Origin of the sequence: Novosphingobium sp. SG919 (genome assembly GCF_012932495.1) — a bacterium.
Classification (GTDB): Bacteria; Pseudomonadota; Alphaproteobacteria; order Sphingomonadales; family Sphingomonadaceae; genus Novosphingobium; species Novosphingobium rhizosphaerae.
In genome coordinates this window covers 1,019,892-1,042,015 of sequence record NZ_JABCNG010000001.1, presented here as the reverse complement: position 1 = coordinate 1,042,015, position 22,124 = coordinate 1,019,892, and the positions used below count along the sequence as shown (strand labels likewise).

The 22,124-nt window shown below is 66.4% G+C and carries 23 protein-coding genes; 12 read left to right on the top strand and 11 right to left on the bottom strand.

Going from position 1 to position 22,124, the window contains the following annotated elements:
* Positions 1 to 30: 30 nt before the first annotated feature.
* From FHT19_RS04630 to rpsD, 6 genes are all read left to right on the top strand, one after another.
* Complete coding sequence (locus FHT19_RS04630) at positions 31 to 687, top strand: DUF2059 domain-containing protein (protein WP_169474082.1); 657 nt, start codon at positions 31 to 33, stop codon at positions 685 to 687.
* Between the two features lie 144 nt (positions 688 to 831).
* Complete coding sequence (gene rpiB / locus FHT19_RS04625) at positions 832 to 1,269, top strand: ribose 5-phosphate isomerase B (protein ID WP_168554574.1); 438 nt, start codon at positions 832 to 834, stop codon at positions 1,267 to 1,269.
* 15 nt (positions 1,270 to 1,284) lie between these two features.
* On the top strand, positions 1,285 to 2,598 hold the full coding sequence (glyA, locus tag FHT19_RS04620) for a serine hydroxymethyltransferase (RefSeq protein WP_168554573.1): 1,314 nt from the start codon (positions 1,285 to 1,287) through the stop codon (positions 2,596 to 2,598).
* A gap of 4 nt (positions 2,599 to 2,602) precedes the next feature.
* Positions 2,603 to 3,076 (top strand): transcriptional regulator NrdR, encoded by a 474-nt coding sequence (gene nrdR, locus FHT19_RS04615; RefSeq protein ID WP_168554572.1) that lies wholly within the window; start codon positions 2,603 to 2,605, stop codon positions 3,074 to 3,076.
* 5 nt (positions 3,077 to 3,081) lie between these two features.
* The gene (locus FHT19_RS04610; RefSeq protein WP_168554571.1) at positions 3,082 to 3,816 is read left to right on the top strand and encodes an RNA methyltransferase; all 735 of its coding nucleotides are present in this window, start codon (positions 3,082 to 3,084) and stop codon (positions 3,814 to 3,816) included.
* Positions 3,817 to 4,030: 214 nt separating this feature from the next.
* Positions 4,031 to 4,645: a 30S ribosomal protein S4 gene (gene rpsD / locus FHT19_RS04605; protein ID WP_168554570.1), complete on the top strand. Its 615-nt coding sequence runs from the start codon at positions 4,031 to 4,033 to the stop codon at positions 4,643 to 4,645.
* A gap of 125 nt (positions 4,646 to 4,770) precedes the next feature.
* On the opposite strand, the gene FHT19_RS04600 is transcribed toward rpsD, so the two are convergent.
* Positions 4,771 to 5,394 carry a YceI family protein gene (locus FHT19_RS04600; protein ID WP_168554569.1) on the bottom strand — a complete coding sequence of 208 codons (624 nt, stop codon included), beginning with the start codon at positions 5,392 to 5,394 and terminating at the stop codon, positions 4,771 to 4,773.
* A 108-nt stretch (positions 5,395 to 5,502) separates the two neighbouring features.
* Here FHT19_RS04600 and FHT19_RS04595 point away from each other — a divergent pair, with 108 nt between their 5' ends.
* A complete protein-coding gene (locus tag FHT19_RS04595) occupies positions 5,503 to 6,408 on the top strand; it encodes a LysR family transcriptional regulator (protein ID WP_169474081.1) in 906 nt (301 codons plus the stop codon).
* Between the two features lie 112 nt (positions 6,409 to 6,520).
* On the top strand, positions 6,521 to 6,712 hold the full coding sequence (locus FHT19_RS04590; RefSeq protein ID WP_168554567.1) for a hypothetical protein: 192 nt from the start codon (positions 6,521 to 6,523) through the stop codon (positions 6,710 to 6,712).
* Between the two features lie 34 nt (positions 6,713 to 6,746).
* Here the strand turns inward: FHT19_RS04590 and FHT19_RS04585 are convergent, their stop codons facing one another.
* Together FHT19_RS04585 and tgt are read right to left on the bottom strand one after the other, a co-directional pair.
* Entirely contained in the window at positions 6,747 to 8,729 is a 1,983-nt protein-coding gene (locus tag FHT19_RS04585; protein ID WP_211184779.1) for a S9 family peptidase, read from the bottom strand.
* Between the two features lie 145 nt (positions 8,730 to 8,874).
* Positions 8,875 to 10,002 (bottom strand): tRNA guanosine(34) transglycosylase Tgt, encoded by a 1,128-nt coding sequence (gene tgt, locus FHT19_RS04580; RefSeq protein WP_169474080.1) that lies wholly within the window; start codon positions 10,000 to 10,002, stop codon positions 8,875 to 8,877.
* A gap of 70 nt (positions 10,003 to 10,072) precedes the next feature.
* On the opposite strand from tgt, the gene FHT19_RS04575 reads away from it, so the two are divergent.
* Together FHT19_RS04575 and FHT19_RS04570 are read left to right on the top strand one after the other, a co-directional pair.
* On the top strand, positions 10,073 to 10,900 hold the full coding sequence (locus tag FHT19_RS04575; protein WP_168554566.1) for a TSUP family transporter: 828 nt from the start codon (positions 10,073 to 10,075) through the stop codon (positions 10,898 to 10,900).
* Positions 10,900 to 11,898 carry an FUSC family protein gene (locus FHT19_RS04570; RefSeq protein ID WP_169474079.1) on the top strand — a complete coding sequence of 333 codons (999 nt, stop codon included), beginning with the start codon at positions 10,900 to 10,902 and terminating at the stop codon, positions 11,896 to 11,898. The genes FHT19_RS04575 and FHT19_RS04570 overlap by 1 nt, the downstream gene beginning before the upstream one ends.
* Here FHT19_RS04570 and FHT19_RS04565 read toward each other — a convergent pair.
* The 6 genes from FHT19_RS04565 to FHT19_RS04540 all read right to left on the bottom strand — a co-directional run bounded on the left by FHT19_RS04565 (position 11,895) and on the right by FHT19_RS04540 (position 16,841).
* Entirely contained in the window at positions 11,895 to 13,085 is a 1,191-nt protein-coding gene (locus FHT19_RS04565) for a cytochrome P450 (RefSeq protein WP_169474078.1), read from the bottom strand. The two genes, FHT19_RS04570 and FHT19_RS04565, sit on opposite strands and share 4 nt — an antisense overlap.
* 65 nt (positions 13,086 to 13,150) lie before the next feature.
* On the bottom strand, positions 13,151 to 14,179 hold the full coding sequence (gene queA / locus FHT19_RS04560) for a tRNA preQ1(34) S-adenosylmethionine ribosyltransferase-isomerase QueA (RefSeq protein WP_169474077.1): 1,029 nt from the start codon (positions 14,177 to 14,179) through the stop codon (positions 13,151 to 13,153).
* Positions 14,180 to 14,328: 149 nt separating this feature from the next.
* Entirely contained in the window at positions 14,329 to 15,060 is a 732-nt protein-coding gene (locus tag FHT19_RS04555) for a peptidylprolyl isomerase (RefSeq protein WP_248290268.1), read from the bottom strand.
* 109 nt (positions 15,061 to 15,169) lie between these two features.
* Positions 15,170 to 15,682, bottom strand: a complete 513-nt coding sequence (gene coaD, locus FHT19_RS04550; RefSeq protein WP_168554562.1) for a pantetheine-phosphate adenylyltransferase — start codon at positions 15,680 to 15,682, stop codon at positions 15,170 to 15,172.
* Positions 15,682 to 16,590 carry a polyprenyl synthetase family protein gene (locus FHT19_RS04545; RefSeq protein WP_168554561.1) on the bottom strand — a complete coding sequence of 303 codons (909 nt, stop codon included), beginning with the start codon at positions 16,588 to 16,590 and terminating at the stop codon, positions 15,682 to 15,684. Before FHT19_RS04545 ends, coaD begins: the two co-directional genes overlap by 1 nt.
* Before the next feature lie 5 nt (positions 16,591 to 16,595).
* On the bottom strand, positions 16,596 to 16,841 hold the full coding sequence (locus FHT19_RS04540; RefSeq protein ID WP_110761299.1) for an exodeoxyribonuclease VII small subunit: 246 nt from the start codon (positions 16,839 to 16,841) through the stop codon (positions 16,596 to 16,598).
* 130 nt (positions 16,842 to 16,971) lie between these two features.
* Between FHT19_RS04540 and purL the strand changes: the two genes are divergently transcribed.
* Positions 16,972 to 19,113, top strand: a complete 2,142-nt coding sequence (gene purL / locus FHT19_RS04535; RefSeq protein WP_169474076.1) for a phosphoribosylformylglycinamidine synthase subunit PurL — start codon at positions 16,972 to 16,974, stop codon at positions 19,111 to 19,113.
* 193 nt (positions 19,114 to 19,306) lie between these two features.
* On the opposite strand, the gene FHT19_RS04530 is transcribed toward purL, so the two are convergent.
* Both FHT19_RS04530 and serB read right to left on the bottom strand, forming a co-directional pair.
* The gene (locus tag FHT19_RS04530; protein WP_168554559.1) at positions 19,307 to 20,104 is read right to left on the bottom strand and encodes a Coq4 family protein; all 798 of its coding nucleotides are present in this window, start codon (positions 20,102 to 20,104) and stop codon (positions 19,307 to 19,309) included.
* Positions 20,104 to 20,928 carry a phosphoserine phosphatase SerB gene (serB, locus tag FHT19_RS04525; RefSeq protein ID WP_211184780.1) on the bottom strand — a complete coding sequence of 275 codons (825 nt, stop codon included), beginning with the start codon at positions 20,926 to 20,928 and terminating at the stop codon, positions 20,104 to 20,106. Before serB ends, FHT19_RS04530 begins: the two co-directional genes overlap by 1 nt.
* Positions 20,929 to 20,980: 52 nt before the next feature.
* Here serB and miaA point away from each other — a divergent pair, with 52 nt between their 5' ends.
* Complete coding sequence (gene miaA, locus FHT19_RS04520) at positions 20,981 to 21,964, top strand: tRNA (adenosine(37)-N6)-dimethylallyltransferase MiaA (RefSeq protein WP_169474074.1); 984 nt, start codon at positions 20,981 to 20,983, stop codon at positions 21,962 to 21,964.
* Positions 21,965 to 22,124: the final 160 nt, after the last annotated feature.

Genomic DNA, 22,124 nt, shown 5'->3' with positions numbered 1-22,124 from the left:
ACAAGGCGCAACCACCGCGCCACGGGACGCATGGATCACCTGCCCCGTATCTGGGAGAAGCCGATGATGCCGTTTGCCCGCCGCGCCATGGCCCTTGCCGTTCTGGCCACCATTGCCATGCCGCTCAGCCCCGCAGCCGCGCAGACCACGCCGCCCCCCGCTGCCGTGCCGCTCAATCCCGCCGACGTGGCAGTGGCCAACCAGATCATCGCGGTGATCCTGCCGCCCGAACAGCGCCTGGCCATCGTGGAGCGCGTCACGCAAGCGATGATGGCTGCCATGCGCGGCAACATCGCCGCCGGCCTGGGCGTGGACGATCCCGGCCTCAACCAGATTTTCGACACCATGCTCGAAAAGATGCCCGCCGCGATGCGCCCGGCGATGGAACGCCACCTGCCCGAACTGACGCAGGCGATGGCCCATGCCTATGTGCGCCGCTTTTCCAGCGAAGACCTGCGCGCCATCCTGGCCTTTGCCCAGACGCCGGCGGGCGGGCGCTATCTCTCGCGCGCGGCAGAGCTGATGCAGGACCCGGAAGTGGTGGCCGTGATGGGTGCGCTCAACCGCGAGGGCATGTCCGTTGGGATGGCCACCGCGCAGGAAATGAAAGCGCAGATCACCGACTATCTCGCCAAGCATCCCGAAGTGGCCAGGAAGATGGCTGCCGCGCACGGCGAGGCGCATTGAGCGCAGACGCCCCTCGCCCACCCATCGGGGCAATGGGTGCAACATAAGCCCAATTAATCTGGCATAGCGCGCGCAATGGGTTTAGGGGGACGCCAGAATCCCCGACACGATATCCGTAACAGGCAACCGGAAACGCTATAACCCATGCGCATTGCCATTGCTTCCGATCACGCCGCGCTGGCGCTGAAAGCCGATCTTGTCCAATGGCTGGGCGAGTTGGGCCACGACGTGGCCGACCTTGGCCCCTACAACGGCGACAGCGTCGACTACCCCGACTATGGCTATAAGCTGGCGAGCGCGATGGCGGCTGGCGAAGCCGAGCGCGGCATTGCCCTGTGCGGTTCGGGCATCGGCATTTCCATTGCCGTGAACCGCAATCCCGCCGTGCGCTGTGCCCTGGTGGGTGAGCCGCTTTCGGCCAAGCTTTCGCGCGAACACAACGATGCCAACGTGCTGGCCATGGGTGCCCGCCTGACCGGGCTGGACATGGCCAAGGCCTGCGTCGAGGCGTTTCTCGCCACCCCCTTTGCTGGTGACCGCCACGTGCGCCGCGTTACCAAGCTTTCCAATCCCGCACTCTGAAAAGGAGCCCCACCGATGTCCACCGCTGCCACCGCACCGTCGGAAGTCCGCACGGCCGGCTTCTTTACCGAGCACCTCGCCTCGGCCGATCCCGAAGTCTTCGCCGCCATCCAGGGTGAATTGAAGCGCCAGCAGACCAAGATCGAGCTTATCGCTTCGGAAAACATCACCAGCCTGGCCGTGCTGGAGGCGACCGGCTCGGTCTTCACCAACAAGTATGCCGAAGGCTATCCGGGCAAGCGCTATTACGGCGGCTGCGAATATGCCGACGTGGTGGAAACCCTGGCGATCGAACGCGCGAAGAAGCTGTTCGGCTGCGATTTCGCCAATGTGCAGCCCAATTCGGGCAGCCAGATGAACCAGGCGGTGTTCCTGGCCCTGCTCCAGCCGGGCGACAGCTTCATGGGGCTGGATCTCAATTCGGGCGGCCACCTCACCCACGGTTCGCCGGTCAACATGAGCGGCAAGTGGTTCAAGCCGATCCCCTATGGCGTCCGCCCGGAAGATCACCTGATCGACATGGACGAAGTGGCCCGCCTGGCGCGCGAACACAAGCCCAAGCTGATCATCGCGGGCGGCACCGCCTATTCGCGCGTGTGGGATTTCCCACGCTTCCGCGAAATCGCCGATGAAGTGGGCGCCTGGCTGCTGGTCGACATGTCGCACTTCTCCGGCCTTGTTGCCGGTGGCGCGCACCCCTCGCCGTTCCCGCATGCCCATGTGGTCACCTCCACCACGCACAAGAGCCTGCGCGGTCCCCGTTCGGGCATCATCCTCACCAACGATGAGGCGCTGGCCAAGAAGTTCAACACGGCGGTGTTCCCCGGCTTGCAGGGTGGTCCGCTGGTGCATGTGATCGCTGCCAAGGCGGTGGCCTTTGCCGATGCCCTGCGCCCAGAATTCAAGGCCTATGCCCACCAGATCGTGGCCAATGCCCGCGCGCTTTCGGCGTCGCTGGTCGATGCGGGCCTGTCGATCGTTTCGGGCGGCACCGACAACCACCTGATGCTGGTGGACCTGTCGGCCAAGGACGTGACCGGCAAGGCCGCTGAAAAGGGCCTCGATCGCGCCTGGCTCACCTGCAACAAGAACGGCGTGCCGTTCGACAAGCGCTCGCCGTTTGTCACCTCGGGCATTCGCCTGGGTACGCCGGCGGGCACCACGCGCGGCTTCCGCGAGGAAGAATTCCGCCAGATCGGCCAGCTGATCGCCCAGGTCGTCGAAGGCCTTGCCCGCAATGGCGACGAAGGCGATGGCCAGGTGGAACAGCGCGTGCGCGATGCCGTGGCCGACCTGTGCGCCCAGTTCCCCATCTACCCGGAGCTTTGAACGTTTGCGTTGCCCGTTCTGCGCCCATGACAACAGCCAGGTGAAGGACAGCCGGCCGACCGAGGACAACACCTCGATCCGCCGGCGGCGCCAATGTGAAAGCTGCGGCGCCCGCTTCACCACGTTCGAACGCGTGCAATTGCGCGAAGTGCTGGTGGTGAAGAACAAGGGCGATGGCAGCGAGCCGCGCCGCGAACCGTTCGACCGCACCAAGATCGAACAGTCCGTGGCGCTCGCCTGCCGCAAGCGCCCGGTCACCCAGGAACGGCTCGACCAGCTGGTCACCGGCATCCAGCGCCAGATCGAGACGATGGGCGATGGCGAAGTGGCCAGCAAGGTGATCGGTGAAATGGTGATGGACGGGCTGCGCCAGTTGGACAGCGTGGCCTATATCCGCTTTGCCAGCGTCTACCGCGATTTTTCCGAAGCCCGCGATTTCGAGGAATTCGCCTCTTCCGTGCGCGAAGTGGCCAAGTAAGAACCATGCCTTTCCAACCCGTTATCGTGCTCGTGCGCCCGCAACTGGGCGAGAACATCGGCAAGGCCGCGCGCGCCATGCTCAACTTCGGCCTGGCTGAAATGCGCCTCGTCGCCCCGCGCGATGGCTGGCCCAACCCCTCGGCAGGGCCCGCTGCCTCGGGTGCCGACATCGTGCTGGAACGCGCCCAGGTGTTCGACAGCCTGGCCGAGGCCGTGGCCGATTGCGCCCATGTCTATGCCACCACCGTGCGCAAGCGCGGGGTGACCAAGCCGGTCGTCACACCCGAGGAAGCCGCGCGCGCGATCGTGGCCGAGGAAGGCCGCAGCGCGCTGGTGTTCGGCCCGGAGCGGTCGGGCCTGGAGACCGACGACGTGGCGCTAGCGCGCACAATCGTGACCGTGCCGATCAACCCGGAATTCGGCTCGCTCAACCTGGCCCAGGCGGTGATCCTGTGCGCCTATGAATGGTCCAAGCACCAGGGCTGCGCCACCGCGCTGGTGCAGCCCACGGTGGAAGAGCTGCTGCCCCCTGCCCCGCAGGAGGAATTCGAGGGCATGTTCAGCCAGCTGTGCGACCTCTTGGAACCGCGTGGCTATTTCCAGCCCCCCAGCCGCGCTGAGGCCAGCCGCCGCACCTTGCGCACGATGTTGACCAAGCCGGCGTGGAATCACCTGGAAATCCGCACCCTGCGCGGGGTGCTCTCCACCTTGCGCCGCACCCCTGGCGAGCGGCCCTGAACGGCGCAAACCCGCCGATTTTTCCCGTTCTCCCTTTCCGCACTTGACTCTGAAGGCAATGCCTGTTCTAGGCGCGCCTTCGCAATTGGCCCCACACGTCCGGTGAAGTGGTGGCCGCATCTGGCAACAGGCCAGATGGTGCGGGTCCGGACAACAGCCAGGAGGGCCGCTGCGGCTTTCCTCACATGAAACGCTAGTTGAAAGGAACGAACGCGTGTCGAAGCGCCATTCGTCCAAGTACAAGATTGACCGTCGCCTTGGTGAAAACCTGTGGGGCCGCCCCAAGAGCTCGGTGAACCGCCGCTCGTATGGCCCCGGCCAGCACGGCCAGCGCCGCAAGAGCAAGGTTTCCGACTTCGGTATCCAGCTGCGCGCCAAGCAGAAGCTCAAGGGCTACTACGGCGACGTGACCGAAAAGCAGTTCAAGCGCACCTACCAGGAAGCGTCGAACATGAAGGGCGATACCGGTCAGAACCTGATCGGCCTGCTCGAACAGCGCCTCGACATGGTCGTGTACCGCGCCAAGTTCGCGCCGACCGTGTTCTCGGCTCGCCAGATCGTTTCGCACGGCCACATCCGCGTGAACGGCGTGAAGTGCAACATCGCCAGCCGCCGCGTGCGCCCCGGCGACGTCATCACCCTGGGCCCCAAGGCCAAGGAAATGGCCCTGATCGCCGAAGCCCAGGCCCTGCCCGAGCGCGACGTGCCTGACTACGTCGCCCAGGAAGGCAACGACAAGATCACTTTCGTGCGCGTGCCCACGCTCGACGAAGTGCCCTATCCGGTGAAGATGGAACCGAACCTGGTCGTCGAATTCTATTCGCGCTGATCGGTCGGTCCATTCGGACAAGACAAACGGAAAAGGCGGGGTTTTGCCCCGCCTTTTTTGTTGCCTGCGAGCAGCGGTTGGCCGGCAGGCCCGATGCGTTTGCACGCACCGGGCCGCCTTGCCGATCAGGCCTTCTTTTCGAACGCCACAGTGATCTTGAGCCGCACTTCGTCGCTCACGAAGGGCACGTACTTGCTCACGCCGAAGTCCGAGCGCTTGAGCGTGCCGGTGGCGCCAAAGCCCACGGTGAAGGCCTTGCTCATCGGATTGGCACCGGCGCCGCCGAACGTGGCATCGAGCGTAATCGGCTTGGTCACGCCGTGCAGGGTAAGATCACCTTCGATCTTGGCGCTGCGCTCGCCAGTGGGCACCACCTTGCGCGCCACGAAGCGGATGGTGGGATACTTGGCCGCGTCGAACCAGTCGGCGCTCTTGAGTTCACCATCGAGCGTCGCGTTGGTGGTGGAGATGGCCGAGACCGGCAGCGACACGTCGAGCGCCGTGGCGGCAAGATCCGCCGGGTTGAGCGTCATCGTGCCGGTGGCGCCGGGGATGACGCCGAAGAAATCGTTGAAGCCGAAGTGGCTGACCGTGAATTCGGCCAGGGTGTGGTGGCTTTCCACCTGATAGGTGCCAGCCGGCACGGCCGAGGGCGCGGCAGTCGCCTGCGCGGCGACCAGCGCCGGCACCGCGAGGGCGGGAACCGCCAGCGCCAGGGCCAGGGCGGCGAAAGTCTTGTTGCGTGTCATGACAGGGGATCGTCCTTGTTGAAATGATCCCAGCCATGATGGCGTTTCCACCCTTGGATGATAATATGTCGCCAACGACATTGTCTTTTTACCAGAGGTAGGAAATCTGTGGCCGACCGCCTGACCGGCATCGAAGTCTTCGTGGAAGCGATCCGCCTGGGCGGGCTTTCGGCCGCCGCGCGCACGCTGCACATGTCCCCCGCGATGGCCGCCAAGCATCTTACCGCGCTGGAAAGCAGGCTGGGCACAACGCTGGTCCACCGCACCACCCGGCGCCTGCTGTTGACCGAGGCGGGCACGGCCTACCTCGACCGGGCGACGCGCGTGCTGGCCGACTTGCGCGAGGCGGAAGCCGATGCCGCCGCCCAAAGCGTGGCGATCGAGGGACTGTTGCGGGTAAGCGTGCCGATGTCGTTCGGCGTGCTGCACCTGGCCCCGCTGGTGGCCGCCTTCAACCAGCGCCACCCGGGCATCGTCATCGAACTGGGGTTGAGCGACCGGCATGTCGACCTGGTGGAAGAGCGCTGGGACATGGCGATCCGCATCGGCCGGCTGCTGGATGGCAACCTGATCGCCCGCAAGCTGGCCGACATGCACCTGGTCGTCTGCGCTTCACCCAGCTATCTCGCGCGGCGCGGCACGCCCACGCAATTGAGCGACCTGGCACAGCACGATTGCCTTGGCTTCACGCTGTCGATGCTGGGGCGGCACATCTGGCGCTTTGGCCTGGACGGCACGATCCACCAGCCGGTGCGCGGAACGCTGCAAGCCGACAACGGCGATGTGCTGGTTGAAGCTGCTGCTGCGGGCCTGGGCCTGGTCTATGGCCCGCGCTTCATCGCGGCACGCGCGCTGCGCGAGGGCCGGCTGGTGGAGGTGCCATTGGACCAGCCCCTGGCGCAACTCGGCGCGATCCATGCGGTCACCCATCCCTCGCGCCGGCCGGCCGCCAGAACCCGCGCCTGGATCGAATTCCTGGCGGAAATGCTGCCACCGATGGCCTCTGCCTGGTAGACATATTAAAGCAACATTTTCAGCCGTTTCCCGCAACAAACGGATCGTCGCAAATCGCGCACGCGCGCAGCAGAAAGCGGGAACGGCACGGCGCTGCAGGCATTGTCGGAGCATGCTGATGTATCGCTTCGTCACCCCGCACCGTTGCGGCAAATGGTATCCCGATCTGGAAACTGCCAAGGCCCAGGCCAGCGCCATCGGCGCCGGCTTTCTGGACACGCGCACCGGCGAATTCGCGCAATATCCCGGCACGCGCCTGGAGACGCAGGCGGTGATGACGCCGCGTCCCCAGATCGCTGCCTGACGCCGGGCGCTACGCCCCGGGCGGCGGCCTCGCTTTAGGGAGCGATGGCCATCGCCTTGCGCAGGAACGCATCGCTGCTGCTCAGCAACTGGATGCGCGCCGCCCCGCTATCGAGCTGATGATCGAGCTTCTTGAACTCGACATATTCGACAGAGCGACCCGCCGCGCGGAGCCGGTCTGCCATCAGGCGCGATTGGTCCACCGGCACATTGAGATCGGCATCGCCGTGAAACAGCATGACCGGCACCGTGATCGACGATGCGTTCTGCGCGGGTGAGCCCGCCTTGATATAGTCGCCATGGCCGATCTGGCGGTCGACGATGACACCATTGGTATAGCTTTGCGCGTTTTCGCGCAGCCGCGCGAGGTCCGTCACCGGTGCGACCGCGACGATGGCCTTGAACAATCCGGGATCAACTACCCCCGATTGCAGCGCGGCATAGCCGCCATAGGACCAGCCGAAGATGGCGATCTTCCCGGGCGCGGCAATGCCCTGCGACAAAAGCCAGCGACCCGCGTCGTCGATATCGCCGATCGCCTTGGGCCAGGATTGAAAGCCGTTCCTGGATTGCCAGTCGATCCCGAACCCCGACGAGCCACGATAATTGGGCTGCAGCACGGCATAGCCACGCGCCGCGAAGAACTGCACCAGCCAGTCAAAACCCCATTCATCGCGCGCACTGGGCCCGCCATGGGGCATGACGATGGCCGGCAGGCCCCTGCCGTTGCTGCCAGCCGGGAGCGTGAGGTAGGCCGGGATCGACGTTCCGTCAGCGGCGGGATAAGTGATCGGCTTCATCGGGGCCAAGCCGACACCGGTAAGTTCCGGACGGACGGCGAGGACCTGTTCGAGATGGTGCGTCGGCTTGTCGAAGACGTAATAGGTTCCCGGATCAGTATCGCCACCAGCCAGCAGCAGCAGCCGGCTTTCGTCGGCCGCCGCATCGATGAAGTCGATCTGCGGCTGGCCGGGCAAGGCCTTGTGCAGCGCGGCAGCCAGGGTCTTGAGCGCGGGATCGAAGAATTCCACCACGCGGGTTTCGGTGGCGTAGCTCACCCCCACGACGCGGCGGTTGCGCCCGATGGTGACCAGTTCGTCAACATCGACATCGCCGCGCCCAAGCACGCGATCGCGTGCCAGCGAGCCGTCCAGCTTGATGCGAAACAGTGCGCTGCGCCCGCCATCGCCGGCATCGAAGCCAAAGGCCACGTCCTGCGTGGGATCGACCGCAGCGGGCTGGAAACCGCGCGCGGAAATGCCGTCGCTTTCATCCGTGCGGCCCAATGCCAGCCAATCGGACGATCCGGCCTTGCGATAGTACCACGTGGCTTTGCCGGTATCGTAACCGGTGGCATTGGCCACAGCGCGGGCCATCAGGCGGACGTGGCCGATGCCATCGGTGACATAGGCCTCGGCATCGACACGGGGCCGTTCCACGGTGCGGCGCTGCAAGGTGGTCGCGTCCACGGATTCGACGCCGAAGCCGTCGTCGGTCTTGGCCAGGTGCGTGCCGATCGTGGTTTCGGGCACGAACGTGCGCGTCATCAGCACCTGCCCGGGCTTATCGCCGGTCCAATCGATCACCGCGCCGCCGTGATAATCGAAACCCAGGGCCCGATCGCTTTGCTGTTCAGACACCACGCCAACGTGCTTGCCATCCACATCGACGGCCAGCATGCGCGCAAAGCTGATCGGTGTGCCGGCATTCTCGGAATAGACCTGGACACGGCAGAACAGGCGCTGGTTGGTGGGCCAGGTGCAGCTACCGATCCTTTCATCGCTGCGATTGCTGCCCAGGATCGCGCGCGGCGCGCCGCCCGCGACCAGATCTGCGACCATGACCTTTTGCCCATCGCCATCGGGCACCAGGAAAGAGACATGGGTGCCATCGGGCGACATGCTCATTGCCGAAACGCCCACGCGTGCGCCAAATGCCCGCGCGGCTGCGGCGCCATCCAGCGGCGCCGGATCGGCGGCCTGGGCGCTGCTGCCAGCAACCGCCGCCACCAGCGCCATTCCCGCGCCTGCCAAAAGGCAGCCCAATCCCCGATGCCGATGCGCCATGCCCCATCCCAATTTATATCAAAACCTTGCTAGGCATAGCAAAGTGGCGCGGATGGGAAAGGCCGGACCGGGAAAATTCGCATCCGTTTTGCGGGGCTTACTCCTTGCGCAGATAGTCCCGGCGGAAATCGGCGGCAAAGGCGGCAAAGCGGTCTTCGGCAATCGCGGCGCGCATGGCCGCCATCAGTTGCTGGTAGAACGAGAGGTTGTGCTCGGTCAGCAGCATGGCGCCCAGCATCTCGCCCGATTTGTGCAGGTGATGCAGATAGGCGCGGCTGTATTTGGCGCAGACCGGGCAGGTGCAGCGCTCGTCGAGCGGGCCGGTATCCTCGGCATGGCGGGCGTTGCGCATGTTGATCGGGCCGTTCCAGGTAAAGCCCTGGCCGTTGCGGCCCGATCGCGTGGGCAGCACGCAATCGAACATGTCCACTCCGCGCTCCACCGCGCCCACCAGGTCATCGGGCTTGCCCACGCCCATCAGGTAGCGCGGGCGATCGGCGGGCAACTGGCCCGGTGCGAAATCGAGCGTGGCGAACATCGCCTCCTGCCCCTCGCCCACGGCAAGCCCACCGATGGCATAGCCATCGAAGCCGATGTCGCGCAGCGCGTCGGCACTGGCCTGGCGCAGGCCTTCATCCAGTGCGCCCTGCTGGATGCCGAACAGGGCGGAACGCGCGGCATGCTCTTCCCCGCTGTCGAACCCGGCACGGCTGCGGCGGGCCCAGCGCATCGACATTTCCATGGACCGCGCGATCACGTCGCGCGGCTGATCGGCGCGCGGGCATTCATCAAATGCCATGACGATGTCCGACCCCAGCAGCCGCTGGATTTCCATCGAGCGTTCGGGGCTGAGCATGTGGCGCGAACCATCGAGGTGGCTGGCGAACGTCACGCCATCCTCGGTGATCTTGCGCAGTTCCGACAGGCTCATCACCTGATAGCCGCCGCTATCGGTCAGGATCGGGCGATCCCAGCCCATGAAGGCGTGCAGGCCCCCCAGCCGGGCCATGCGCTCGGCGCCGGGACGCAGCATCAGGTGATAGGTGTTGCCCAGGATGATGTCAGCGCCGGTGCGGCGCACGTCTTCCACTTTCATCGCCTTGACCGTGGCCGCGGTGCCCACCGGCATGAACGCGGGGGTGCGGATCTCGCCCCGCATCATCTGGATGGTGCCGGTGCGGGCCTTGCCGCTGGTGGCGTGAATCTGGAACGAAAAGCGGGTCATCGTGGGCTAGCTGGCATCCGGGGGAGAAAGAACAGTTGCGGCCCTTAGGCGCAAACGCCAAGGCGTGCAAATGTCGCTGATCCACCTTGCCATCGCCACCGCCCAAGCTGCGACCCAGGCCACCCCGCCGGTTGCGCCGTTCGAGCCGCACGCCTGGATGTATGGCGTGCTGACGGCGATCGCCGTGGTCACCGGCATGGTCGATGCGATTGCCGGGGGCGGCGGTCTGATCATGATGCCGGCGCTGATCACACTGGGCCTGCCCCCGCACCTGACGCTGGGCACCAACAAGATCCAGTCGATGTGCGGCACCAGCATGGCCACCTGGCGCTATCACCGCGCCGGCCTGTTCACCATGGCGGGCAATGGCACCCTTGCCGCGGTGACTTTTGCCGGGGCGTTGATCGGGGCACTGATCATCCAGCATTTCGATGCCCATGTGCTTTCGCTGATCGTGCCGGTGCTGCTGATCGGCGTGGCACTCTATACCGTGCTCTCGCCGCGCATGGACGATGGCGACCGGCACGATCGCGTGGGGCCGCGCGGCTTCCTGCCCGTTGCCGGTGGCGTGGGGTTCTATGACGGCTTCTTCGGACCGGGCGCGGGGCAGTTCTATACGACCACCCTGGTTGCCCTGCGCGGCATGGGGCTGACCCGCGCCACGGGACTGACCAAGCTGCTCAACCTGATCAGCAACCTCGCCAGCGTGATCGTCTTCGCGCTGGGTGGCCACGTGCTGTGGCTGCTGGGCCTGTGCATGGGTGCAGGCGCGATGGCGGGCGCGGTGATCGGCAGCCATTTCGCCACCCGCTTTGGCGCCCGGTTGATACGCCCGCTGCTCATCGTCGTCAGCCTGGGCCTGACCGGGCGGCTGGTGTGGCAATGGTTTGCCGGGTGATGGCACGGCTGCACGGCCTGCTGACGCTGCGCCCGGCGAGCCGTCCGTGGCAGTTGGCCGTGCTGGCCGCAGCGGCGGTGGGCGTGGCCATGGCCGGCGGCGCGATCGCGGGCAATATTCCGGCCGGCACCAATGCGGCGTTGGGCGCCTTTGCCTTTTGCGCCCTGCCCCCTGGCTCACCCCGGCGGCAATTTGCAGTGGTCGGCGCGATGGGGCTGGGGATCATCGCCGGGTTCGTGCTGGGCACGATCATGGCGCCTTCCGGGCCGATGGCGGCAATCGGGCTGGGCCTGTTTGCCGCCGGCGCGGTGGCGGCGGTGCTCCGCGGGCGCGTGGGGATGCCCGGCGCGCTGTTCCCGTGCATGAGTGCTGCGCTTGCCACGCAAATTGCGCTGCCGCTCGCCGCCCTGCCGCAGGTGATGCTGCAATTGGGCGGCGGCGTAGCCCTGGCCCTGGCGATGGTCGGGCTGTTCCGCGTGGTGGCGCCGGACTTGTCCGCCCCCGCTGCCACGCCGCTGGCCTGGGTAGAGCGCAGCGGCGCAGTGCCGGTGGTTGTAGGACTTGCCGTGGCGGCATCGCACGCGCTTGCCCACCTTGCCGGCGTGCCGCGCCCTTATTGGGCACCGGTCAGTTGCATCGCCGTGATCCAGGGGATGAGCTTTGCCGCGGTGAAGACCCGTTATGCCCACCGCGTGGCGGGCACGCTGCTCGGCCTGGTGCCGGCCGCCCTGCTGCTCCCGCTTGCGCCGCATCCCTGGCTGGTCGCGCTGGCGATCACATTGCTTTCGTGGGGCGTCGAAGCGCTGGTGCCGCGCCACTATGGCCTGGCCGTGATGCTGATCACACCGCTGGCGCTGCTGCTGGCGCAAGCCGCGCATCGCGGCCCGCTGGCGCTGGAAACGCTGCTGCTCGCCCGTGCACTCGATACCGTGATCGGCAGCGCCGTGGCGCTTCTCGCCGGCTTTGCTCTCGTCCGGCTCGATCGTTCCCGCGCCTAGGCCGTCCAGACCAGCGGCAACCGGGTGCAGGCCCCCACATTGCCGCCTTTCATCGTCACCGGCTGATCGGGCGCCAGGGCAAAGCGCGGGATCGCCGCCAGCCATTCGCGCAGGAACACGATCACTTCCATCCGCGCCAGCCCCGCGCCGACGCAGCGATGCGCCCCGGCCCCCAGCGTGGTGTGGCGCATGGGCGAAAGGGAGCGGGCAAAGTCCACTTCCTCTGGCCGGTCGAAGCAGGCCGGATCGAGATTGTGCAGAACGCTGGGCAGATAGACCAGATCGCCGGCGCGGATCGTCACGCCATCCACGGCAACATCGGCCACGGCATTGCGGCTGACCGAGACCGTGGGATAGCGCCGCATCAGTTCATCCGCCGCGGCCGGGATCAGGTCGGGCTGCGCGCGCAGCAGGTCCTGGTCCTGCGGATGGCGCGCCAGATGCAGCGCCACCATGCCGATCATCGCCGCCACCGTATCGAGCCCGCCGAACAGCAGGTTGCGGCACATGCGCCGCGCCGCGTCGACCGTCCAGGGCCGGCCCTCCACTGGTTCGGCCAGGATGCGGCTGAACAGGTCTTCGCCCGGCGCGGCCATGCGCTTCTCGATGAACGGCCAGAGATAGTCGTCGGCAGCCTGCTTCAACTGCTCCACCGTCATCGAGCCATCGGGCCGGGTGAGCTGCGCGCCCAGCCGGCGCAGGCGCGGGCGATCTTCCAGCGGCACGTCGATCATGGTGAGGAAGATATTGAGGGGCAGGATCTCGGCAAAGTCGGCCACGAATTCGCAAGCCTGGCGCGGGCGCAGGCCGGCGCACAATTCGCGCGCCACCGCTTCCACCTGCGGCTCCATCGCCACTACGAAGCGGGACGCCAGGCCCTTCATCACCGGGGTGCGGTATGCCTTGTGCTCGGCCCCGTCCTGCTGCAGCGGAATGAACTGCATCACCTCCCCCAGCCCCGGCGTTACCGCCAGGCAGGCGCTGGAAAGCCGGTCTGCATCCATCCACAGCGCACGCACCACATCGCCCCGCGTGGCGATCCAGTGGCCGCCATTGGACCGCGTCCACACCAGGCCCTGCCCAGCAGCCAGCGCCTGCCATGCCGCGAAATAGTCCTGCTCCACGCCGGGCGGATCGAAGATGTCGAAATCCACCACCCGCGCGTGTGGAACATGCGCCGGAACCATGCCGCTCTCCCCTGGCTTGTCGGAAGCGCAGGCTTAACGATCATGCGCGCGGCGCAAACTGCGCTTTATGGCAGCAGCAGCGAGGAATCCCCGTAGCTGTAGAAGCGATAACCACCGGCGATGGCGTGGGCATAGGCCGCCTGCATCGTTTCCAGCCCCATCAACGCCGAAACCAGCATGAACAGCGTGGACTTGGGCAGGTGGAAATTGGTCATCAGCCCGTCGATCGCCTTGAAGGTGTAGCCGGGCGTGATGAAAATGGCGGTGTCGCCTTCGAAGGGATGGATCGTGCGGGCCTCGTCGGCCGCGCTTTCCAGCAGGCGCAGCGACGTGGTGCCCACCGCGATGATCCGCCCACCGGCTGCCCGCGCGGCGTTGAGGCGGGCTGCGGTGTCCGGCTCGATCCGGCCCCATTCGGCATGCATCTGGTGGTCGGCAGTGTCGTCTGCCTTGACCGGCAGGAACGTGCCCGCGCCGACATGCAAAGTCAGCGTTTCATGGGCGATCCCGGCCTGGGCCAGCGCCGCCATCAGTTCGGGCGTGAAATGCAGCGCCGCCGTGGGCGCGGCCACGGCGCCATCCTTTTGCGCGAACATCGTCTGATAGTCGCTGCGATCCTGCGCGTCGGTCTCTCGCTTGCCGGCGATGTAGGGCGGCAGCGGCATGCGCCCCGCCCGCTCCAGCAAGATTTCCACCGGCTCCTCGCCCGGAAAGAGCAGGGTCCAGCTGCCATCGGCATGGCGCTCTTCGGCCGTGGCGGCAACATCGGCGCCGAAATCGATCGTATCGCCCGCGCGCAGGCGCTTGCCATTGCGGATGAACGCTTGCCAGCGCCGCAGATCCAGCCGCTTGTGCAGCGTGGCGCCGATCCGCGCTTCGCCCCGGCGGCCTTCCAATTGGGCGGGAATCACGCGGGTATCGTTGAACACGAGCACGTCGCCTGCGCGCAACAGGCCGGGCAGATCGCGCACCACGTGATCGGTCAGCGCCGCGCCACCGGCAACATGGAGCAGCTTGGCCGCATCGCGCGGGCGGGCCGGACGCAGGGCGATGTTTTCGGGCGGCAGTTCGAAATCGAAAAGGTCAACACGCATGGGGCAGGCCGCTAGCCGCAGCGGTGGCGCAGGGCAAGGGCTTGACCGCTAGGGGGCTTCGACAGGCTCAGCCCGAACGGAATTTGAGAGAATCCGAACACTCCCCGCCGTTCGCCCTGAGCTTGTCGAAGGGCCTTGCGGTTACCCGCTCAGTTGGTGCGCGACTTGCTCAGCATGTCGGGCGTGATCGCGCTGGTCGGCACGGCTGCCGGCGGGGCCGGACGTGGCTTGTTGTCGGCCAGGATCGAGGCCTGGAGGATCTTGGTCGGGTTGCTGGGCGGTTCGCCGCGCACGATCGTGTCCACCGCATCCATACCGCTGATCACACGGCCGAAATTGGTATACTTGTGATCCAGCGCAAAGCGCGGATAGAACACGATGAAGAACTGGCTGTTGGCCGAATTGGGCTCGTTGGTGCGGGCCATCGACACCGTGCCGCGCATGTGCGGGGCATCGTTGAATTCGGCCTGAAGGTCGGGCAGCTTGGACCCGCCCTGCCCGGTGCCGGTGGGATCGCCGGTCTGCGCCATGAACCCGTCGATCACGCGGTGGAAGATGATCCCGTCGTAAAAGCCCTGGCGCGTCAGGGTCTTGATCCGCTCCACATGATGCGGGGCCCATTGCGGCATCAGGCGGATGAGCACGCGCCCGCCATTCGACAGGTCGAGCACCAGCACGTTGTCGGGATCGTGCGCGGGATCCGTGTCGACGGCATATGGAATTTCGTGCTCGGGCACCACCTTGTCGAGCTTGAAGGGCTGGGCCGGCGCCTTTTCCTGCTGGCTTTGCGCCATCGCCGGCGCGGCAGTTGCCGCAAAGACAATCGCCGTGGCCGCCAGTGCAGCGCTCATCAGGGCCTTGGAAAACGAACGGGCGATCATCAAGCCTGCGATCCTTGTTGGAATAGGTGAAACGCCGATTAGGCCGAGCGCGCTGACACTGCAATGAACGATTCGGCAATAAACGCCGCCAGTGTCCCGGCGCGCGGGGTCAATAGTCTCCCAGGCGGCCGATCTGCTCCACACGCGCCACCACATCGTCGCGCACGGTGGGGGTAACGAAGCCGGAAATGTCGCCACCGAACAGGGCGATTTCCTTGACCAGCTTGGACGCGATCGGCTGAAGGCTGACATCAGCCATCAGGAACACCGTCTCGATGCGGTCATTGAGCTGCTGGTTCATCCCGGCCATCTGGTATTCGTATTCGAAATCGGCCACGGCGCGCAGCCCCCGCACGATCACGCTGGCGCCCTGCGCTTCGGCAAACTTCATCAGCAGGGCATTGAACCCAACCACGGAGACATTCTCGATGCCCTGCTCGTCCAGTTCGCGGGTCACCATATCCATGCGCTCTTCAGGCGTGAACATCGGGTTCTTGGAAGGATTGGTGGTCACCCCCACGATCAGCTGGTCCACCAGCTTGGCCCCGCGGCGGATGATGTCGAGATGGCCCAGCGTGATCGGATCGAACGTGCCGGGATAGATGCCAACGCGCGGCGCCATCAGTGATTCCTTTCCACGATGAAGCGCGCCAGTTCGCGCAGCAGGTCCGCCTCCGAACCATGGCTGGCGAGATGCGCAATGGCCTGCTCCACCAGGATGCTCGCCTGTTCGCGGGCGCGCTCCACGCCCAGCAGCGAAACAAAGGTTTCCTTGCCCGCCACCGCGTCCTTGCGCAGCGCCTTGCCGGCGGCGGCTTCATCGCCTTCGGCGTCGAGCAGGTCGTCGGCGATCTGGAACGCCAGGCCGATGTCGCGCGCATAGCCGCGCAGATGGGTGCGTCCCTCGGGCGGCAGGCGCCCCAGGATCGCGCCCATTTCCACCGCCGTGGCGAGCAGGGCCCCGGTCTTGAGCTGTTGCAGCCGGGTGACCGTGGGCAAATCGAACGTGGCGGTTTCGGCCACGATGTCCATCATCTGGCCGCCGGCCATGCCATGCGTGCCACTGTTGACCGCCAGAGTGCGGATCAATTCCACCCGCACGAAGGGATCGCCGCTCATCGCCGGATCGGACAGCACTTCGAACGCGAAATCGTGCAGCGCGTCGCCGGCCAGCACGGCCGTGGCATCGTCGAACGCCTTGTGCACCGTGGCCTTGCCATGGCGCAGGTCGTCATTGTCCATGCACGGCAGATCGTCGTGGATCAGCGAATAGACGTGGATCGCCTCAAGCGCGGTGCCGGCACGCACCGCCGCCTGGCGATCGACGCCATACATCGCCGCAGTCGCGGTTACCAAAAGCGGGCGCAACCGCTTGCCGCCGCCGATGGTGGCATAGCGCATGGCCTCGACCAGCCGGTCGCGCGGATCGCCCGGGATGGGCAGCAGCGCGTCGAAACTCGCGTCGATCTCGGCCTGGATCGCCGCCAGTGCGGGCTTGAGCAAGCCGAAGCGGCCCTCGGGCGTGGCCATGGCGTTCAGGCCCCGTCGAACGGCCGCGTTGCCGCCGGACGTCCTTCACGATCGGCCACGACCGCCTCGATTCGCGCCTGCGCGGCATCGAGCCGGGCCTGGCAATGCGTGCGCAATGCCTCGCCCCGGGTGTAGAGGTCGATCGACTCGTCGAGCGGAGCCTCGCCGCTTTCTAGGCGGCGAACCACCACTTCCAGTTCTTTCAGCGCATCCTCGAAGCTGAGCGCGGCGATATCGGGTGTGCTTGCCATCGGCGCCAGCAATGGCCGGGCGCGGCAGGCCGGTCAAGCCCGGTGACACGACGAACATGCGCGCCCTCACCCGCCTTTTGCGCCGTTCTCCCTCTGGCGCAATCGCGCGCACGCGGCTAAGGGCGCTGCCATGTCCCAGATCACCGCTGAAATCGTCGCCGCCCACGGCCTGTCGGAAGAAGAATACGCCCGCGTGCTCGGCGCGCTGGGGCGCGAGCCCAATCTGGTGGAACTGGGCATCTTCTCGGTCATGTGGTCCGAACACTGCTCGTACAAGTCGAGCCGCATCCACTTGAAGAAGCTGCCGACCACGGCGCCCTGGGTGATCTGCGGCCCCGGCGAGAACGCTGGCGTGATCGACATTGGCGATGGCCAGGCCGCCATCTTCAAGATGGAAAGCCACAACCACCCCAGCTACATCGAACCCTACCAGGGCGCAGCCACGGGCGTTGGCGGCATCCTGCGCGACGTGTTCACCATGGGCGCGCGGCCGGTGGCCAACATGAACGCGCTGCGTTTCGGCCGACCCGACCACCCCAAGATGAAGCACCTGGTGCAAGGCGTGGTCGCGGGCATCGGCGGCTATGGCAATTGCGTGGGCGTGCCGACGGTTGGCGGCGAAACCAATTTCCACAAGGCCTATGACGGCAACATCCTGGTCAACGCGATGACCGTGGGCGTGGCCGATACCGACAAGATCTTTTACTCGGCGGCCACGGGCCTGGGCAATCCGATCGTCTATGTCGGGTCCAAGACCGGGCGCGACGGCATCCACGGCGCCACCATGGCCAGCGCCGATTTCGACGAGAAGAGCGAGGAAAAGCGCCCCACCGTGCAAGTGGGCGACCCCTTCACCGAAAAGCTGCTGATTGAGGCCTGCCTCGAATTGATGGCGACCGACGCGATCGTGGCCATCCAGGACATGGGCGCGGCCGGTCTCACCTCTTCCTCGGTGGAAATGGCCAGCAAGGGCGGCGCGGGCATCCGCCTCAACATGAACATGGTGCCGTGCCGCGAAGAGGGCATGACGCCTTATGAAATGATGCTCTCGGAAAGCCAGGAGCGCATGCTCATGGTGCTGAAGCCCGGCAAGGAGCCGATGGCCGAAGCGATCTTCCGCAAGTGGGAACTGGACTTTGCCGTGATCGGCGAAGTGACCGACACCGGCCACATGGTGCTGGAATGGAACGGCGAAGTGGTGTGCGACATTCCGCTCGACCCGCTGGCCGACGATGCCCCGCTCTATGATCGCCCGCACGTGCCGAGCCCCAAGCCGGCGCCGCTCGGGGCCCTGCCCGAAAGCACGGATATCGGCGCGGACCTGGTCAAGCTGATCGGCAGCCCGGACCTGGCCAACCGCCGCTGGATCTTCGAGCAATACGATAGCCAGGTGGGCGCCGACACGCTGCAGAAGAGCGGTGGCGATGCGGCCGTGGTGCGCGTGCACGGCACCGACAAGGCGCTGGCGATGAGCACCGATTGCACCCCTCGCTATTGCTTTGCCGATCCCTATGAAGGCGGCAAGCAGGCCGTGGCCGAGACCTTCCGCAACATCTGCGCGGTCGGCGCCACGCCGCTGGCCATCACCAACTGCCTCAACTTCGCCAACCCGCAGCGCCCGGAAATCATGGGCCAGATCGTGGGCTGCCTGGAAGGCATGGGCGATGCCTGCCGCGCGCTGGATTACCCCATCGTGTCGGGCAACGTCTCGCTCTACAACGAATCCAAGGCGACCGGCGGCGGCTCGGCGATCCTGCCCACCCCGGCCATCGGCGGCGTGGGCCTGATGCTCGACCACGAACAGATGGCCACCATCGCGTTCAAGGCCGAAGGCGAAACCGTGTGGCTGCTTGGGCCCCAGGGCACGCACCTGGGCCAGTCGCTCTACTTGCGCGAAATCCTGGGCCGCGAGGAAGGCGAAGCACCGTCCGTCGATCTCGCGCTGGAGCGCCGCAACGGCGAACAGGTGCGCGAATGGATCGCGGATGGCAAGGTGACTGCGGTGCACGACGTGGCCGACGGCGGCCTGCTCGTGGCGCTCACCGAAATGGCGCTGGCCGGCAAGATCGGCGTGACGCTCGATGCCCCGCTCAGCACCGCGCAGGCGTTTGGCGAAGACCAGTCGCGCTATGTCGTCACCACGCCTGCCGGGGTGGACCTGGAAGGCGCGACGAAGCTCGGCACCACTGGTGGCCAGGCCGTGGCCGGCGTGCCGCTCGCCACCCTGCGCGAAGCCAACGAAGCGTTCTTCCGGGACTGGATGGAGGGGTGATCGTTCGAGGTCTTTGCTAGGCCTCGCACCACCCCCAACCCCCTCCTCTGAAGAGGAGGGGGCTTTTTTGTGCCTGCTCGATACTCCCCGTCCTCTTCAGAGGAGGGGGTCGGGGGGTGGTGGAAGCCCGAAACGGCAGGGCATGACACGCCCTCCCCCAACTCCTCCCGCAGGCGGGAGGGGCTTTGTGGATTCAGCGGGCCGCTGCGAGCAGATCGCGCGGGTCGATGCCTTCGCCGCGCCACACCGCATGGGCGCGGGTGTAGACCACGCCCGGCACGATCCCCAGGCGGCGGCGCGCTTCATCGAGTGGCAGGGGCAGCAGTGCGGTGATCGGCTGCTCCATCAGGCGCGGACATGGCTTGCCCCGCTGCCACGCCTCGCGCACGGCGGCCAACACCGGGGCACGGCTCTTGAGGCGCAGTTTCATCTGCAGCGCGGCCATCCAGGCGATGAACAAGTGCCCCGGCGCGGGTTGCTGCGGGTAAGTGAATGCCAGCACGCAGGCCTCGCCCAGCGGATCACGGCCATAACCGGTGAGCACGTGGATCAGATCGTGCACATCGCGCAGCCGGTTCATGTACCACTGGAAACGGTCGTTGTAGCGCGGGCGATCGGCCAGGAAGCGCTCAGCCTCGTCCACCAGGCCCTGTGCGGTCAGCCCCTCGGCTTCCATGAAATCGCAATAGGCCTGGGCGAGCGAGCCGGCCGGCATGCGGCGCAGCGCCGCGTGATCGTCGAGCACGGCGGGCAGCCACGGTTCGGCCAGGGCCAGGGCCTGGCCCTGCGGCGTGGACAGGAACGCCGTCCCTGCCCGGCCGCCGCCGCGCCAGGGCAACGCGGCAAAGATGCCGAACACTTCGGCGGTGTTCTCGGTGTTGTGCATCAGGCGGCGAAAGTGCCCGAATGCAACCCAGGGGCGCAGGCGCGGCTTTTCCCGTGCGGGATCCAGCAGCGGCAGCGCCGCAAAGTCGCGCTCTTCCGCCTGCATCAGTCGATCACCCAATCCTCGCGCGCGATCCCGAACAGATGGAGGATCGAGGTCAGGTCGCCCCGATCGATCCAGCCGTCGGCGGCCTGGCGTGCCTTGGGCTTGGCATAATAGGCAATCCCGTGGGTCGCGGCCTCGATCATCGGGATATCGTTGGCACCGTCGCCCGTGGCCAGGCTGACGGTGGCTGGGCCAAGCCGCGCCAGCTCGTCCAGCAGCACGGTCTTTTTCACGCCGCTGTCGACGATCCCGCCAACCAGGGCCCCCGTCAGCTTGCCATCGACGATTTCCAGGCGATTGCCCACCACGCGGTCGAAACCAAGCTGCGCCGCGACTGGATCGGCAAAGGAATGGAAGCCCCCGGTAACCAGCACGGTGTGGCAGCCGCGCGATTTCAGGGTGGACACCAGCACGCGCGCGCCGGGCATCGGGCGGATGCGTTCGTCGAGGCACTGCGTGATCGCGGCCTCGGGCAAGTCCTTGAGCAGGCCCACCCGCTCGCGCAGGGCGGATTCGAAATCAAGCTCGCCCTGCATGGCGCGTTCGGTAATCGCCGCGATGCGATCCTTGAGCCCGGCAAAATCGGCCAGCTCATCGATGCATTCGGCGCTGATCATGGTCGAATCCATGTCAGACACGAACAGGCGCGGGGTTTCGATCACGCGGTCGGACAGCAGGAAATCGCTGGTGGGGAAGCAGCGATCGAGAATGTCGCGCACCGTGGCCGCATCGCCATCGACCACTTCCATTTCCAGCACCGATTCGCAGAAATCCAGCATGCCGGCCCCGGCCACTTCGGCGCCGGCTTCCTCGATCAGTTCCATAGCCCGCGCAAGATTGTCACCAAGCGTCTCCGGGTCTGCTATCAGACGGGCAATGAGCACTGAAACGTCCCTTTCCTGTTCCGGCCAACACGCATCCGCAGCGGACCGCCGGCCTCCGCTCGCGCTCATTGCAGGGCCGACCGCCAGCGGCAAGAGCGATCTTGCCGTGCGCCTGGCCCTGGCCGAGCAGGCCGCCGGCGGCCGCGCCGTGGTGATCAACGCCGATAGCGCGCAGGTCTATGCCGACCTTGCCGTGTTGAGCGCACGCCCATCGCCCGAAGAAATGCAAAGCGTGCCCCACCACCTGTTCGGCGCATGGGACGGGGCGCAGGCCTGCTCTGCCGCCGATTGGGCGCAGGCGGCCAAGGCCGCGATCGCCGCGGCGCATGCGCAAGACGCGCTGCCCATCCTGGTGGGCGGCACCGGCCTTTATATCCGCACGCTGATCGAGGGCATTGCCCCCATCCCGCCGATCGACCCCGCCACCCGCGCCGCGGTGCGCGCGCTGCCCGTGGCAGAGGCCCATGCCGCGCTCTCCCGCGAAGACCCGGCGCGCGCCGCACTGCTCAACCCGGCAGATACCACCCGCGTGGCGCGTGCCCTCGAAGTGGTGCGCTCCACCGGGCAGCCCCTGGCCCACTGGCAGGGCCGGCGCGAAGGCGGCATTGCCGCTGCGGTCGACCTGCGCCCGCTGGTGCTGCTGCCCGATCGCGCCTGGCTCTATGCCCGCTGCGACTTGCGCTTTGAACGCATGTGGCAGGGCGGCGCGCTGGAGGAAGTGGCAGCGCTGCTGGCGCGCAACCTCGATCCCGATCTGCCGGTGATGCGCGCGATCGGCGTGCCCGAAATCGCCGCGTTCCTGCGCGGGGAAATGACTGCCGAATCCGCCATTGCCGCCGGTCAACAGGCGACGCGGCGTTACGCCAAACGGCAATTCACCTGGGCCAAACACCAGTTTCCGGGCGAATGGCCGCGCGGGACGCACGAAAATTTCCTTGACAGCCACGCCCTAGCATCTTTATTTCAAAACTCATGAGTTGACACGAATGTTTGTGTCAATTACCAAGCCGTCAATTGCCTGGCTTTGCCAGGTGCCCGAGTAGGGAGAGACGGCCCGGCGCAGGCAACTGCAGCCGGGCCGCAGTTTTTAAGGGTTTTGGACCGGCGCAGGCGACTGCGGCCGGTCGCAGTTTTCA

Excerpts from the sequence above, each read along its gene's own strand:
- FHT19_RS04610 (WP_168554571.1), top strand. The coding sequence starts at position 3,082 with ATGCCTTTCCAACCCGTTATCGTGCTCGTGCGCCCGCAACTGGGCGAG.
- tgt (WP_169474080.1), bottom strand. The coding sequence starts at position 10,002 with ATGACCCGCTTTTCGTTCCAGATTCACGCCACCAGCGGCAAGGCCCGC.
- rpiB (WP_168554574.1), top strand. The coding sequence starts at position 832 with ATGCGCATTGCCATTGCTTCCGATCACGCCGCGCTGGCGCTGAAAGCC.
- miaA (WP_169474074.1), top strand. The coding sequence starts at position 20,981 with ATGAGCACTGAAACGTCCCTTTCCTGTTCCGGCCAACACGCATCCGCA.
- FHT19_RS04575 (WP_168554566.1), top strand. The coding sequence starts at position 10,073 with ATGTCGCTGATCCACCTTGCCATCGCCACCGCCCAAGCTGCGACCCAG.
- FHT19_RS04555 (WP_248290268.1), bottom strand. The coding sequence starts at position 15,060 with ATGATCGCCCGTTCGTTTTCCAAGGCCCTGATGAGCGCTGCACTGGCG.
- serB (WP_211184780.1), bottom strand. The coding sequence starts at position 20,928 with ATGGAACTGATCGAGGAAGCCGGCGCCGAAGTGGCCGGGGCCGGCATG.
- coaD (WP_168554562.1), bottom strand. The coding sequence starts at position 15,682 with ATGGCGCCGCGCGTTGGCATCTATCCCGGCACGTTCGATCCGATCACG.
- FHT19_RS04590 (WP_168554567.1), top strand. The coding sequence starts at position 6,521 with ATGCTGATGTATCGCTTCGTCACCCCGCACCGTTGCGGCAAATGGTAT.
- FHT19_RS04540 (WP_110761299.1), bottom strand. The coding sequence starts at position 16,841 with ATGGCAAGCACACCCGATATCGCCGCGCTCAGCTTCGAGGATGCGCTG.
- FHT19_RS04565 (WP_169474078.1), bottom strand. The coding sequence starts at position 13,085 with ATGGTTCCGGCGCATGTTCCACACGCGCGGGTGGTGGATTTCGACATC.
- glyA (WP_168554573.1), top strand. The coding sequence starts at position 1,285 with ATGTCCACCGCTGCCACCGCACCGTCGGAAGTCCGCACGGCCGGCTTC.
- queA (WP_169474077.1), bottom strand. The coding sequence starts at position 14,179 with ATGCGTGTTGACCTTTTCGATTTCGAACTGCCGCCCGAAAACATCGCC.
- purL (WP_169474076.1), top strand. The coding sequence starts at position 16,972 with ATGTCCCAGATCACCGCTGAAATCGTCGCCGCCCACGGCCTGTCGGAA.
- FHT19_RS04600 (WP_168554569.1), bottom strand. The coding sequence starts at position 5,394 with ATGACACGCAACAAGACTTTCGCCGCCCTGGCCCTGGCGCTGGCGGTT.
- FHT19_RS04630 (WP_169474082.1), top strand. The coding sequence starts at position 31 with ATGGATCACCTGCCCCGTATCTGGGAGAAGCCGATGATGCCGTTTGCC.
- FHT19_RS04585 (WP_211184779.1), bottom strand. The coding sequence starts at position 8,729 with ATGGCGCTGGTGGCGGCGGTTGCTGGCAGCAGCGCCCAGGCCGCCGAT.
- FHT19_RS04570 (WP_169474079.1), top strand. The coding sequence starts at position 10,900 with ATGGCACGGCTGCACGGCCTGCTGACGCTGCGCCCGGCGAGCCGTCCG.
- FHT19_RS04530 (WP_168554559.1), bottom strand. The coding sequence starts at position 20,104 with ATGCAGGCGGAAGAGCGCGACTTTGCGGCGCTGCCGCTGCTGGATCCC.
- FHT19_RS04545 (WP_168554561.1), bottom strand. The coding sequence starts at position 16,590 with ATGGCCACGCCCGAGGGCCGCTTCGGCTTGCTCAAGCCCGCACTGGCG.